11 protein-coding genes are annotated in these 13266 nt (G+C 67.9%); 7 read left to right on the forward strand and 4 right to left on the reverse strand.

Annotated elements, in window-relative coordinates; translation table 11 throughout:
- Positions 1 to 223 precede the first annotated feature (223 nt).
- The 4 genes from APZ21_RS32250 (at position 224) to APZ21_RS32265 (ending at position 5401) form a co-directional block, all read left to right on the forward strand.
- Complete coding sequence (locus APZ21_RS32250; RefSeq protein ID WP_239476974.1) at positions 224 to 1057, forward strand: hypothetical protein; 834 nt, start codon at positions 224 to 226, stop codon at positions 1055 to 1057.
- A 69-nt stretch (positions 1058 to 1126) separates the two neighbouring features.
- Entirely contained in the window at positions 1127 to 3364 is a 2238-nt protein-coding gene (locus APZ21_RS32255; RefSeq protein ID WP_054816866.1) for an MMPL family transporter, read from the forward strand.
- Positions 3365 to 3408: 44 nt separating this feature from the next.
- Positions 3409 to 4047: a TetR/AcrR family transcriptional regulator gene (locus APZ21_RS32260; RefSeq protein ID WP_239476976.1), complete on the forward strand. Its 639-nt coding sequence runs from the start codon at positions 3409 to 3411 to the stop codon at positions 4045 to 4047.
- 79 nt (positions 4048 to 4126) lie between these two features.
- Positions 4127 to 5401 carry an ammonium transporter gene (locus APZ21_RS32265; RefSeq protein WP_054816868.1) on the forward strand — a complete coding sequence of 425 codons (1275 nt, stop codon included), beginning with the start codon at positions 4127 to 4129 and terminating at the stop codon, positions 5399 to 5401.
- Here the strand turns inward: APZ21_RS32265 and APZ21_RS32270 are convergent.
- Positions 5394 to 6527: a neutral zinc metallopeptidase gene (locus tag APZ21_RS32270; protein WP_239476977.1), complete on the reverse strand. Its 1134-nt coding sequence runs from the start codon at positions 6525 to 6527 to the stop codon at positions 5394 to 5396. The two genes, APZ21_RS32265 and APZ21_RS32270, sit on opposite strands and share 8 nt — an antisense overlap.
- Before the next feature lie 155 nt (positions 6528 to 6682).
- Between APZ21_RS32270 and APZ21_RS32275 the strand changes: the two genes are divergently transcribed.
- Complete coding sequence (locus tag APZ21_RS32275) at positions 6683 to 8308, forward strand: DUF2207 family protein (RefSeq protein WP_054816870.1); 1626 nt, start codon at positions 6683 to 6685, stop codon at positions 8306 to 8308.
- Between the two features lie 39 nt (positions 8309 to 8347).
- On the opposite strand, the gene APZ21_RS32280 is transcribed toward APZ21_RS32275, so the two are convergent.
- Positions 8348 to 9616: an ROK family transcriptional regulator gene (locus APZ21_RS32280; RefSeq protein ID WP_054816871.1), complete on the reverse strand. Its 1269-nt coding sequence runs from the start codon at positions 9614 to 9616 to the stop codon at positions 8348 to 8350.
- 307 nt (positions 9617 to 9923) lie between these two features.
- On the opposite strand from APZ21_RS32280, the gene APZ21_RS34615 reads away from it, so the two are divergent.
- Positions 9924 to 10112 carry a hypothetical protein gene (locus tag APZ21_RS34615; protein WP_063125122.1) on the forward strand — a complete coding sequence of 63 codons (189 nt, stop codon included), beginning with the start codon at positions 9924 to 9926 and terminating at the stop codon, positions 10110 to 10112.
- 96 nt (positions 10113 to 10208) lie between these two features.
- Here APZ21_RS34615 and APZ21_RS32290 read toward each other — a convergent pair whose 3' ends face one another.
- Positions 10209 to 10796 carry an HhH-GPD-type base excision DNA repair protein gene (locus APZ21_RS32290; protein WP_054816873.1) on the reverse strand — a complete coding sequence of 196 codons (588 nt, stop codon included), beginning with the start codon at positions 10794 to 10796 and terminating at the stop codon, positions 10209 to 10211.
- Positions 10797 to 10953: 157 nt separating this feature from the next.
- On the opposite strand from APZ21_RS32290, the gene APZ21_RS32295 reads away from it, so the two are divergent.
- On the forward strand, positions 10954 to 11802 hold the full coding sequence (locus tag APZ21_RS32295; RefSeq protein ID WP_371852306.1) for a methyltransferase domain-containing protein: 849 nt from the start codon (positions 10954 to 10956) through the stop codon (positions 11800 to 11802).
- Positions 11803 to 11856: 54 nt separating this feature from the next.
- Here APZ21_RS32295 and APZ21_RS32300 read toward each other — a convergent pair whose 3' ends face one another.
- Positions 11857 to 13146, reverse strand: coding sequence for an aspartate aminotransferase type Ic (locus APZ21_RS32300; RefSeq protein WP_054816875.1), 1290 nt, complete (start codon positions 13144 to 13146; stop codon positions 11857 to 11859).
- Positions 13147 to 13266 lie beyond the last annotated feature (120 nt).

The raw sequence follows: 13266 nt of genomic DNA on the forward strand, positions 1-13266 counted from the left end.
TATAGCTCGATTCGCCCATCCATTGTGGATGTAACGAATCAGCCAAGAAAAGTGACAGGGGTGGCCGCCGCCGGCTACCGTGGTTGTCGGCAACTTCGGTAGCCAAACCTTCATCAGGTTGGTGACCCCGGCCGGTCCCTCATCCCGACCGGGGCACAACCCGCTATCCCCCCTCGAATATCCGCAGGCGCCATCGCCGAACTCCCACCGCCGTCTCGGAGGAATGTTCCACGTGCCGTCTTGTGACGATATCGCCGCCGCCTGGCTGTCCAATACCGAGTTCGCGGACGATCCGGCGGCGGTCGATCTGCTCAGCCGCGCGATCAGCCCGCGGGATTTCGCGCTCAAACGGGATTCGCTGCCGGTCGCGGCGGCCGCCGACCCGTCCACCGCCTCGGCGATCCTCGAACTGCTCGAACGCGGTCAGGTGCCCACGTTGGCGGCCATCCGCACGCTGACCGCGCAGAACGAGATGCGCCGCGAGGCCGAGCGCATCGAGCGACTCGGCCGCCGCGCCCAGCGCAGCATCGATGAGTTCGGCCGCGTCCTCGCCCGGATGGCCCATGAGCACTGGACCGAGCACGGCACCGGTCCGATTCGTCGCGATGTTCTGAATTCCGAACCGATCATGGGTTTGATTCGGGAACGCATCGGCGATGTGGCGCCCAACGCGGTCAAACACCTGTGGTTGATCGAACGCGCACAACGCGCGGGTTGGATTGCCTCGAACGCCAATCCGCAATCCCTGTGTGCCGCGCGCAGATTCCATGCCGCGAAATACGGGAATAGGGTCTCGCTGCGTCCGGTGAATACCATCGGCACCATCGTGGCGGGATATCTCACCGATTACCGGGCCGAATTCGGGCGCGCACCGCGCTGGTCGACGGTCTCGCACGAATTGCGCGACGACAAGGGCCGCAAGGTCTTCCACGACACCGCCGACGCGATGTCCCAGCAACTGTGGCTGTGCACGGCCGAGTGGGTGGAAATCGACGACGGTCTACCGGTCCCCGGGCGGCGCGGCAGGCGGGCACTGGCCAAACAGTCGCGCCGCTGACCGACCCTCTCGACCACGTAGGTTAACGGCGTTACTCTAACGGCGTTAACCTACGTAGGGGTATGTGGAATGTTGACCAGAATCGCCCGATTCGCGACGAGTAGACCGCGCACCGTCCTGGTCGCCGCGCTCGTATTCGCCCTGTTCTGCGGCATCGCGGGCATCACCGCCGCGAGCCACCTGAAATCCGGCGGCTTCACCGCCGACGACGCCGAATCCTCCCGCGTGACCCGTCTGCTGGCCGACAACTTCGACGGCGCGGTCCCCAATGTCGTCTTCTTGGTCGAATCCGAGGCGGGCGCCGACGCACCGTCCACCCGCGCCGCGGGCCTGGCCGTGGTCGACGCCTTGCGCGCCCGATCCGACGTGCGCGGCGTGCAGTCGTACTGGACCGCGCCGCCCACCCTCGCCACCGCCCTGCGCGGCAGCGACGGCAAACACGCGCTGATCGCCGCCTACCTGGTCGGCGACGAAAACGAGGTCCAGCGCATTTCCGGGGAGATCACCGAACAACTGCCCGCCGCGGGCGATGGGATCACGGTGCGCCAGGGCGGCATGGCGGCGATCTATCACGACGTCAACGCCCAGACCACCCGCGACCTCGCGATCGCCGAATCGGTCGCCATACCGCTGTCGATGATCGTGCTCGTGCTGGTCTTCGGCAGTGTGGTGGCGGCCTCGCTGCCGCTGGCGATCGGCCTGTTCGCCATCGTCGTCACCCTGGCCATCCTGCGTCTGTTCACGCTGTTCACCGATGTCTCGATCTACGCGCTGAACCTGACGACCGCCCTCGGACTCGCCCTCGCCATCGACTACAGCCTTTTCATAGTCAGCCGCTATCGCGAAGAGCTCGGCAATGGCCGCGATCCGGTCGGCGCGACCATCCGCGCGGTCCAGACCGCCGGGCGCACGGTGCTGTTCTCCGCGCTGACCGTGGCGCTGTCGATGGCCGTGATGAGCGTGTTCGATCTGTACTTCCTGAAATCCTTCGCCTACACCGGCGTCGCCGTGGTCGCCGCGGCGGCGGCGGCCTCGATCCTGGTGCTGCCCGCCGCGCTGGTCCTGCTCGGTGACCGGGTCAATGCCGCCGACCTGCGGGTGCCGCTGCGCAGGCTCTTCGGCCGCGATCCGCATCCGAATCCGGTACCGCCCGAACAGAGCGGCTGGTACCGGCTGGCCATGACCGTCATGCGGCATGCCGCGCCGATCGCGGTGGTGCTCATCGCCGTCCTGCTGACCCTCGGCTCCCCGTTCCTCTCGGTGAAGTTCGGCTTCCCCGACGACCGGGTGCTGCCCGCGAGCGCGTCGGCGCATCAGGTCGGCGACACCCTGCGCAAGGAATTCCCCCGCGCCGACCCCGGCGCGGTCACCACGATCGTCCTCGACGGCTACCGCGCGGACGATGCCGCGCTCGGCGGCTACGCGGCGCGGCTGTCGGAGGTCGACGACGTGCCCGCGGTGCTGTCCTCGGCGGGCGTGTACGTCGGCGGGCAGCGCATCGCTCAGGCGCCGTCGGGCATGGCCAACGACACCGGCGTCTACCTCGCCGTATCCACCCGACTCGACCCTTACTCCGCCGCCGGACAGGCTCAGCTCGACGAGATCCGCGCCGTACAACCGCCCGCCGCCGCGCTGTACGGCGGCGCCGCGGCGATCAGCGCCGACTCCCTCGAGTCGCTCGGCGCGCGGATGCCGCTGGCGCTGACGCTCATCGCGCTGACCACCCTGCTGGTGCTGTTCCTGTTCACCGGCAGCGTCGTACTGCCCGTCAAGGCGCTTGTGCTCAATACGCTGTCGCTGGCCGCGGCCTTCGGGGCGATGGTGTGGATCTTCCAGGACGGCCACCTGTCGGGGCTGCTCGACTTCACCGCGGTGGGCTACATGGTGCCGACCATGCCGATCCTGATGTTCTGCCTCGCCTTCGGCCTGAGCATGGACTACGAGGTGTTCCTGCTGTCGCGCATCCGCGAGGAATGGCTCGCCACCAAGGACAACACCCGTTCGGTGGCCATCGGCCTTGCCCGCACCGGGCGGATCTTCACCGCGGCCGCATTGCTGATGGCTATCGTATTGGGCGCGATGATTACCTCGAAAGTGTCGTTCATGCAGATGATGGGACTCGGTCTGACCCTGACCGTGCTCGTCGACGCGACCGTGATCCGCGGACTGCTCGCCCCCGCGCTCATGCGACTGCTCGGGCCGCTGAACTGGTGGGCGCCCAAACCCCTCGCCCGCCTGCACGACCGGATCGGATTGAGCGAGCCGACCGAGGCCGAACCCGAGCTACTCGGCGCCGGGCGCGCATGACCCGTGCGCGCCGACCCCGATCCCCGCGCGGCTCGGGCGCCCAGTTGCGAACCGAGATACTGGATGCCACAGCCGAATTGCTCGCTCGCGCCGGACACGCCGACGGTGTGTCCATCCGCGACGTGGGAAAGATGGTCGGGGTCAGCGCGCCGTCGATCTACCGGCATTTCGCCGACAAGGACCAATTGATCGAAGCGGTGGTCGCCCGAACCTTCGAGGATCTGTACGACGCCATGTCCGCGGCCGTCGACCCGTCGCTTTCGCCCATGAACCGCCTGCGTGACCAGGGCATGGCCTATGTCCGCTACGCACTGGAACATCCGGCGCAGTACCGGGTCGCCACCGCGCCCGCCGACCATGTCAGCGAGGTCGACCGCGTGCTGAGCAGCGGAGCCTTTCAGCTGTTCACGGCGACCGTGCTGGAATGCATGGACGAGGGCACCCTGCACGCGGGCGACCCAACCCCGGTGGTGCTGGAACTGTGGGCCTCCGCGCACGGCATCGCCGCACTGCTGATCGCCAAGCCGTTCCTGCCGTGGGGTGATGTCGAGGCGATCGCGAGCCGGATCCTCGCGGCGGCCTGTGTCGGGCACGCGGTGCTCGATCTGATCGGCGAGACGCCCGAACCCGACGAGATCCAACGGTGGATGGATCGGGTCAAACAGGACCCGCCACGGATCTGACCGCGCGGCATCGCCCTCGCCCGACCGGTGAGCATTCGGTAACTTCCTTGCAACGCACTACGCGGAGAAGGAGTCAGCCATGCCATCGACCATCGATCCGGCGGCCACCGCGCTGTTGATCGTCAGCACCGCGCTGGTGCTGCTGATGACACCGGCGCTGGCCATCTTCTACGGCGGCATGGTTCGCTCGACCGGCGTACTCAATATGCTGATGATGAGCTTCATCTCGATTCCGCTGGTCACCGTCGTCTGGCTGCTCGTCGGCTACAGCCTGGCCTTCGACGCGGACGCGGGCGGCGGACTCATCGGCGGGCTCGATCATCTCGCACTGCGCGGCCTCGATCCGACCACCCTGCACGAGACCTCAGGCGGCGCGGTTCCCGAATTGCTGTTCGCCACCTTCCAGCTCACCTTCGCGGTGCTGACGGCGGCATTGGTCAGCGGCGCCATCGCCGATCGCGCGAAGTTCTCCGGCTGGATGATCTTCGTGCCGCTGTGGGCACTGGCGGTGTACGTGCCGATCGCGCACTGGGTGTGGGGGCCGGACGGCTGGCTCGCCTCCTTCGGCGCACTCGATTACGCGGGCGGGCTCGTGGTGGAGATCGCCTCCGGCGCATCCGCGTTGGCGTTGGCACTGGTCCTCGGGCCGCGCGTCGGCTTCCGGGTGGACGCCATGCGCCCGCACAACCTGCCGTTCGTGCTGCTCGGCGCGGGTCTGCTGTGGTTCGGCTGGTTCGGGTTCAACGCGGGCTCGGCGCTGGCCGCCGATGGCATCGCCGCGGCCGTATTCCTCAACACGCTGGTCGCGGGCTGTCTCGGCATGCTGGGCTGGCTGGCGGTCGAACAGATCCGCGATGGCAGGCCGACGACCTTCGGCGCGGCCTCGGGCGTGGTCGCGGGTCTGGTGGCGATCACCCCGTCCTGCGGTTCGGTGAGCACGCTCGGCGCGGTCGTGGTCGGTCTGGCCGCAGGCACGGTGTGCTCCTTCGCGGTGAGCTGGAAGCACAGGGCGGGCTACGACGATTCACTCGATGTGGTGGGCGTGCACTTCGTCGGCGGCGTGATCGGCACCGTGTTGATCGGCCTGCTGGCCGATCGGGTGATGACCGGCGGCGTCGAGGGTCTGCTCTACGGCGGCGGCGCGGCGCAACTGGGCAAACAGCTGGTCGGCGTGCTCGCGGTGGCGGCATACGCCTTCGGCGTCAGCTATGTGCTCGGCATCGCCATCGACAAGATCGTCGGCTTCCGTGTCAGCAAGGAAGACGAGACCGCGGGCATCGACTACGCGCTGCACGCCGAAACCGCCTACGCCGAAGGCGTGCACGGCCATTCGCCGCGCTCGACGCTCAGCTGACCGACTTCGCGGACGCGGTGAACGTATTGCACTGCGAGGTCCGGTTCTTGTCGAGGCCGAGTTCGAACCAGTTGCCGCTGTTCTCGGGGGTGCCGTGGTCGCGCGAGTCGCTCGGCGCGTCGCCCCGGCCGTTGGCGTCGCGCTTGGCGAGGGTGATCTGGGCGCTGGTCAAGGATCCGCCGCTGTTCGAGGAACCCACGTACATGCCGTTGAAGCACTGGGCCTGCAATTCGACCCGGCGCGACAGTTCCAGACCGCGGTCGCTGCGGGTGCCCGCGTCGACCCGTTCGGCATTGGCCTTGCGCAGGATGCCCGACATCGCCTGCACGTGATGTCCGTACTCGTGCGCGAACACCGACAGATAGACCACCCAGTTGTCCTTGAACAGGTCGGTCTGCAACTGGCTGATCGGCATGTAGATGGTCTTGTTGGCCGGGCAGTAGAAGGCCGCGAAATTGGTGGTGCTGCCGGTGCACGGGGTGGTGACGCCCGCGGTGCTCGCGGTCACGCTCACCGTCGGTGCGGTGAACGGCAGATCGGCGGCGGCCAGCACCGGCTGCCACGCGGACTCGAGGCAGCCCGCCGCGGTCTCGAAGAACTTGCGCGCCACCTCGACCTGCGTGCTCCACGGCGAATAAGCGCAGCGCGCCGGGATCAAGGTCGCGTTCGGATCGGTGAGCAGCGGATTGTTCGCCGTCTCCGCCGACCCGGAGCCGCCGTCGTCATTGGAGAAGGTCATGCTCGGATTCGGTCCGCCCGCATTGTCGTCGAGTCCGACATGGCGCACCGCGTTCAGCACCAGACCGCCCGCCACCAGGACGATCACCACGAGCGCCAGCGCCAGCAGCCCGCCGCCGCGTTTGCGCGGACGCTGCGGCGGACGGCCGGGCGGGCCGTACGGCATGGGCGCGGGCATGCCCGGACGGTAACCGGGCGGCGGATAGCCCTGCGGTGCACCGTACGCGGGTTGCTGACCGTATCCGGGGCGGAATCCGGGTTGCTGTCCGTACCGGGGTTGCGGCCGGTGTCCGGGCTGCTGACCATACCCGGGCGGCCGGTACCCCGGCGGCGGCACCGGCTGTCCGCCGGGTGGGACCGGTCCGTATCCGTACGGTGGCTGCGTCACTGGCCCCGCACCCCCTCGTCTCGAATGGTGGCCGACAGGATGGATCAGCAGCGCGCACTCGACCCTGAGCGTCACGCCCGTCGCTGCTGTCTGCCGGCCCGTCGCTCGCGCCGCGCCGCTGACGAAGAATAGCAACTTGTCTAGAGTAGGCAGCCATGCTGACATTTCGGGGGGCCGCCGCGAGCGCGCTGATTCTCGCCGGTTCGGTCCTGGCCGCGGCCGCACCGGCCCACGGTCAGCCTGCCCCCGCGGGCGTCACCATCACCGCCGATCTGAAGCTCGATCGCTCGGGTGTGCTGAATGTTGTCGAGAAGGTCGAAGTGCCCGCGGGTGAACGCTTCACGATGGCGTTGCCGCTGCGACTACAGCTGACCGACGACGTGCAGCGGGTCTTCCGGGTCACCGACGTGGACACCGAGGGCGCGGGCACCGCCACGGTGGCGGGCGACCAGTTCACCATCGACGCCGGACCGGGCGAATCCACCTTCACCTACGCCATCCACAACACGGTCCGCGACGCACCGGGCACCCAGGTCTTCCACTGGCTCGGCGTCGTCAATACCGATATCGCCGCCATCAGCGCCTCGGTGATCGCGCCCAGTTTCGAAATGGGCATCGTGGACTGCAAACTCGGCCCGCCCGGCAATGCCCGCCCGTGCGCCGACGTGCGCGTCGAGGCGACCGGTGCGCTGTTCCTCGAGCAGACCGATCTGCGCAAGGGCGACACCATAGACCTGACCCTGCAACTGCCGCCGGGCACCGTGCCCGCCAATGCCGATATCCGCGAGGACGAGGCGGGCGCGTTCGCACTCTCGGGTCCGGTATGGCTCGCCTTCGGCGTGCTGATCGCGGCACTGGCGGGTCTGGCCGCGTTCGTGCTGCGCGCCCGTAGCCAGAACGCCTCGGCCACCGCGGGTTCGGAGGTGATAGATCCACTCCAGCGCGACGGCGAGCAGATCCGCTTCGCCTCACCCGACGGCATACTCCCCGGTGCGGCCGGGCTGGTCGTGGACGAGCACGCCGATCCGATCGACATCGCGGCCACCGTCGTGGATCTCGCGGTGCGCCGCTACATCTGGGTCACGCCGATCGGGGCGTCACCGGACGGCAACGACTGGCGGATCGCCCGGGTCAACGCGCCCGACGATCAACTGCGCGACTACGAGAAGGCCGTGTACACCGCACTGCTGCCCGCGGGTGTCGACGCGGTCACGGTCGCCGAATTGCGCGCGCCCGGCCGGGTTCCTGTCGAACCCATTCGCAAGGCGATGGTGGCCGACGCGGTCGAACAGGGCGCCTTCGCCGAACGCTCCCGTCCCGGCCTGCCGGTCAGGATCGGCGCGGCGCTCATCGTGGCGGGTATCGCCGCGACCATCGCGCTCGCCTTCTCGGCCGGACACGCCCTGGTCGGCGTCGCGATCGCCCTCGCGGGCGTCGCCGTCGTCCTGCTGCCCACCTACCTGCCGGTGCGCACCGCCTACGGCCGCGAGCTCGCGGGCAGGGTGCGCGCGCTACAACGTGGGCTCGACGCCGTTCGGCGCGAACAGATTCCGGCGCCCGAACAGGAGACGGTGTTCTCCCGCGCCCTGCCGTTCACCGTCATCGGCGGCCGCGCCGACAACTGGATCCGCACCTTCCGCGATCTCGACCCGGCCGCGGACTCCCAACCCGGGCTCTACTGGTTCGGCGGATTCGATCGCGACACCGATCTCCAGCGCTTCGCCGGACATTTCCCGTACTTCATCACCGCGATGGAAGGACTGTTCGGACGGTCGTCCTGATCGGGTCGAAACGCACGACGGCCGTTTCCTTCGCGCGGCTCACTCGGCGGGGGGCGACCTGCGCATGGCCGCGAGCGGATCGGCGTAGATCGCGCTGAGCGAGGTCACCACCGCCGCGAATTCCTGTACCTTGCCGCCGAATCCGCTGATCCGTATGTCGGTGGGCGGCAGGATCGACGCCTGGCGGAAGGCGGTCGCCACGTGCGCCAGCGCGGGCCGGTATGCCGTGAACGCCTGTCCGCCGAGGATGACCCGATCGGGATTGAGCATGTCCCGCACCAGCGCGACGGTATGCCCCAACATGGTCGCCCGTTCGGCCAGCAGTTCCCGCGCCGACTCCGAACCCGCCTCCGCCGCGCGATACAGATCGGTGATGGTCGACCCGGCGGTTCCGTTGTAGGCCGGGATGATTCCGCGCCCGACCGCCCGCGCGTGCAGCGCCCGGTCTCCCACGGTGACCTCCAAGCAGCCGCGACGTCCGCACCCGCATTCCACATCCGAACCGGTCGGCAGATGCGCGATGGACCCGGGCCCGTTGCTCGGGGTGTGCACGCGACCCTCCAAAGTCACCGCGATACCCGCGGTTTCGCGCACGTAGAAATACAAGCTGCTGCCGCGTTGCGGTCCTTCGCGCGGTTCCGGTGTCGGGAGCAGCAGTTCCGACGCGGCCATGGCCTCTACGTGCGGGGCGACCGACACCGGGAGTTCGAGTACCTCGCCGAGGACCGCGCCGACCGGGGCGTTCTTCCAGTCGAGTTTGGGGTGATCGACCACACCGGTGAACGGGTCGACCCGTCCGCCGGTGGCGACACCGGCCCACAGTGGTTTGCGCCGATGCCACCGCTGGAGGAAGGCACGCGCGCTGCGCGCCACGGTGTTCGTCGCGAAATCCTGTCCGGTCCGCGGGGTCGCGATCGCGAGTCCGCCGAGAATCCGGCCGCGCGGATCCGCAGCGACGATCTTGGTGACGGCCGCGCCGATGTGAATGCCGAGGGTCAGATATGCCTCGTGATCGATTTCGAACGGCACGCGCGGACGCCCCACCGCACCCGAGGCGGTCAGGTCGTTGCGCTCGCGCAGCAGGCCCGCGGCCAGCAGTGCCGAAACCTGACGGTTGACCGTCGCGATACTCAGACCCGTTGTGCGCGCGGCATTGTCACGCGAGATCGGCCCCGCGGTCGCCGCGCGCAGGACGGCCGCGGCCGGATTGTCGGCGATACGGAGTTCCGGGGCGATAACTGGACGGGCCGAGCGGACACGACCGGTGGCGACCCGCGAAGCGGATCGCTCCAGGATGGGAAGGGACATATGAAGATTCCTTGCCGAAGTCCCGAAAGAGACGGGATATGCCTACTACGTGCGATGACGAGGCAGCATGAAGCCGGGAGCGAGCTCAGCTCAGCCGCAGCGGCAGGAACGACACAGTTCGCGAGTCAACGGCAACCGCAGCCCCAGCGCGGCGGTCACGTAGGTGACCCGCACGGCAGTGGAATGGTTGCTGGACATAAAAAAACGGTAACACCGGTTCGGACCGGATTCCAACCTCCAGTTATCTTTCGGTGTGCGATCACACAAGATTCCGGCAGGTGACACGCATCACGCCGCGCCTATACCGATGGAGCCGGCATCGGTGGTGATCACCGAGCGGGTCTCGTCGGTGTTCGCGGTGAAATTCACCGGGGCGGTCACGGCCGGCTTCGGTGCGGCGCCCGCGGTGCCGGACACCACACCGGTCGCCACCGTCAGCAACGCGGCCACGACGGCCAGTTTCCTCATCCTCATAGACCTGCATTCCCTCATCTAGAACGAGCATTCGAGGGCAAGCATCACGGAGAAGTCGCCTGCGAACGAGGGAAAAACGCAGCGCGATTCCAATGGGACGCGCAGGTTTTCGAGCCGTCTATTTCGCCCCGGACTCCTTGGCGGCCGCCTTCAACTGCTTCTTGAAAGCACGGACCTCCAGCAGCGATTCCCCGTCGACGATATCGGCGGCCGAGCGCCGCGAACCATTCTCCGAATACGCGCCCGCCGCCTTTTCCCAGCCCGCGGGCCGGACCCCGAGCTGTTTGCCGAGCAGCGCCAGGAAGATTCGCGCCTTCTGGTCGCCGTAACCGGGCAGCGCCTTGAGCCTGCGCAGCACCTCGGCGCCGTTCGGATCGCCCTCGGTCCAGATCGCCTCGGTATTCGCGCCGTAGTTCTCGACGACATAGCGGGCGAGCTCCTGGGTGCGCCGGGCCATCGACCGACCGTAGCGATGGATCGCGGGCGGAGTCGCGCACAGATCCTCGAATGCCTGCGGATCGGCGGCCGCGATTTTCTCGATGGCGAAACCGTCCATGCGGTCGGCGATCTTCTTGGGTCCGCGGAAGGCGTGTTCGAGCGGATATTGCTGGTCCAGCAGCATTCCGGTGAGCAGAGCGAAGGGATCCTCGGACAGCAGTTTGTCCGCCTCGGGCTCCTGCGCCAGACACAGTTCCACCGTCACCATCGGTCCTTTCGCCGTACTCGGATCGCGGGCACGCACTCGATCATCGCACTGTCGCGTCACCGTGCGGTCACTCGCACGGATGGGCGCGACTCGAAATGGTGACACATCTCACAACCCAGCCGGGCAGATGACATCGCCGCCGCGTAGGCTACGCGCCATGCCTCAGACGACCGCACGACCCAGGAACGGACTCGCGGCCATGGACACCTTCGCACCGCGCCCCGACCGCTTCGACAGCGCGGGCCAGGACCAACTCGTCGACGTCCGCGACCTCCAAGCGGCATTACCGGGCATCCGCAGACTACGGAACTGGGCGCATGAGGCGCTGGCACTGCGACCGGGCGAATCGGCGATCGACATCGGCTCGGGCAGCGGTTCGGAGGTGCTGACCTTCGCCGAGGCCGTCGGGCCGACCGGCAGCGCCATCGGCGTCGAGCCCGACCCCAACCTGCTCGCCTCCGCCGAACGCCGCGCGCGCGAGGCCGGTTCCACCGCGCGGTTCCACTCCGGCGACGCCTACGGCATCCCCTTCGGCGCCGACACCTTCGACGCCGCACTATGTGAACGCGTCTTCCAGCACCTGACCGCGCCCGCGCGGGCGGCCAACGAGATCGCCCGGGTGCTGCGTCCCGGCGGACGCGCCGTCGTAGTGGACGTCGACTGGGGCACCGCGATCATCCATCCCGGCGATATCGGGGTCGTGCACAAGATCATCGAGACCCTCGCCGCGGCCACCACCAACCCGCGGTCGGGACGCCGCATCCCCGGCCTGCTCGCCAAGGCGGGCCTGGAGATCGATGACATCGGCTCGCACGCCCTGGTGCAGGATCGCAGCGTCGGCGCGGGCGCGCTGGTCACCCGAATCTCGGCCATGGCGGTGGCGCGCGGAGCGATCACCGAAGCTCAGCGCGAAGAATTGCTGGCGCAATTGCGCCGCGGCGCGGAAACCGGCGATATCCACCTGTCGGTCACGATGTTCGCCGTGCTGGCCCATAAACCACGCTGATCGCCGTAGTCGACGCGGCGGCGGCCGATACCCGTATCGGCCGCCGCCACCGATCTATTTGCCCAGCGCCTTCTCGGTGGCCGCGAGCAGGACGCAGGTGGCCAATCCGTCCATCGCCTTCTCCAATTCCGGCAGCTTCGGAAAGCTCGGAGCGATGCGAATGTTCTTGTCGTCGGTATCATTTCGGTACGGGAAGGCCGACCCCGCCGCGGTGAGCGCGATGCCTGCGTCCTTCGCCAGCGCGATGACCCGTGCCGCGGTGCCCTCCATCACGTCGAGACTGATGAAATAGCCGCCCTTGGGTTCGGTCCAGGACGCGACCTTCGACGCGCCGAGCCGGTCCTCCAGAATCTTCAGCACCAATTTGAATTTCGGCTCGAGGATTTCGCGGTGTTTCTGCATGTGCGCGCGGACCCCGTCGGCGTTGCCGAAGAAACGCAGATGGCGCAGCTGATTGATCTTGTCGGGGCCGATGCTGCTCTTGGCCGCATGGCCGAGATACCACTCCAGATTCTCCGTGGAGGCGCCGAGGAAACTCACGCCCGCGCCCGCGAAGGTGATCTTGGAGGTGGAGGCGAAGACAATGGGCCGGTTCGGATTTCCGGCGGCAGCGGCCATACCGAGCACGTCGAGCACCGGCGCGGCGGTGTCGGTGAGCGGATGCACCGCATAAGCGTTGTCCCAGAACAGACGGAAGTCCGGCGCCGCTGCGGGCATCGAAACCAGTTCCCGCACGACCTCTTCGGAATACACCGCGCCGGTCGGATTGGCGTAGTTCGGCACCGCCCACAGACCCTTGATCTCGGGGTCGGCGGCCACCAGCGCGGCGATCGCGGCGGTATTCGGGCCGTTGTCGGCCATCGGAATCGGGATCATCTCGAAACCGAGCGCCTCGGTGATGGCGAAGTGCCGGTCGTAACCCGGACTCGGGCACAGCCATTTCACGGTCGGTTCCGCGGCCCAGCGGCGCTCGGAATCGTTGGTGCCGTACAGCATTGCGTAGACGATCACGTCGTGCATCAGTTGCAGGCTCGCGTTGTTGCCCGCGATCAGGTTCTCGGTCGGTATGCCGAGCAGTTCGCCGAAGATCGCGCGCAATTCGGGAAGCCCCCGCTGACCACCGTAGTTGCGGCAGTCGGTGCCGGTGCCGTCGCGGTAGTCGTCGGGTCCGGGCAGCGACAGCAGCCCCGCCGAGAGGTCCAACTGCTCCGGTGCGGGTTTGCCTCGCGTGAGGTCCAGCGTGAGCTTCTCGGTCTTGAGCGTCGCGTAATTCGCGGTCTGGGTCTCGTGTTCGGACACGAGTTCCTCGTGGCTCATCACACCGATTTGCGTTTGCCGGGGCATCCTGAGCAGCCTTTCGAAGCAGCGAAGGGGCGAATATTCGACATCCGTACCGGGGGTCGGACGACCGTCGGCGGACCGCTGCTCACGTTACCCGGGGACGGTGCCGAAGTGGTGGGCGAT

Origin of the sequence: Nocardia arizonensis (assembly GCF_001310275.1) — a bacterium.
GTDB lineage: Bacteria > Actinomycetota > Actinomycetes > Mycobacteriales > Mycobacteriaceae > Nocardia > Nocardia arizonensis.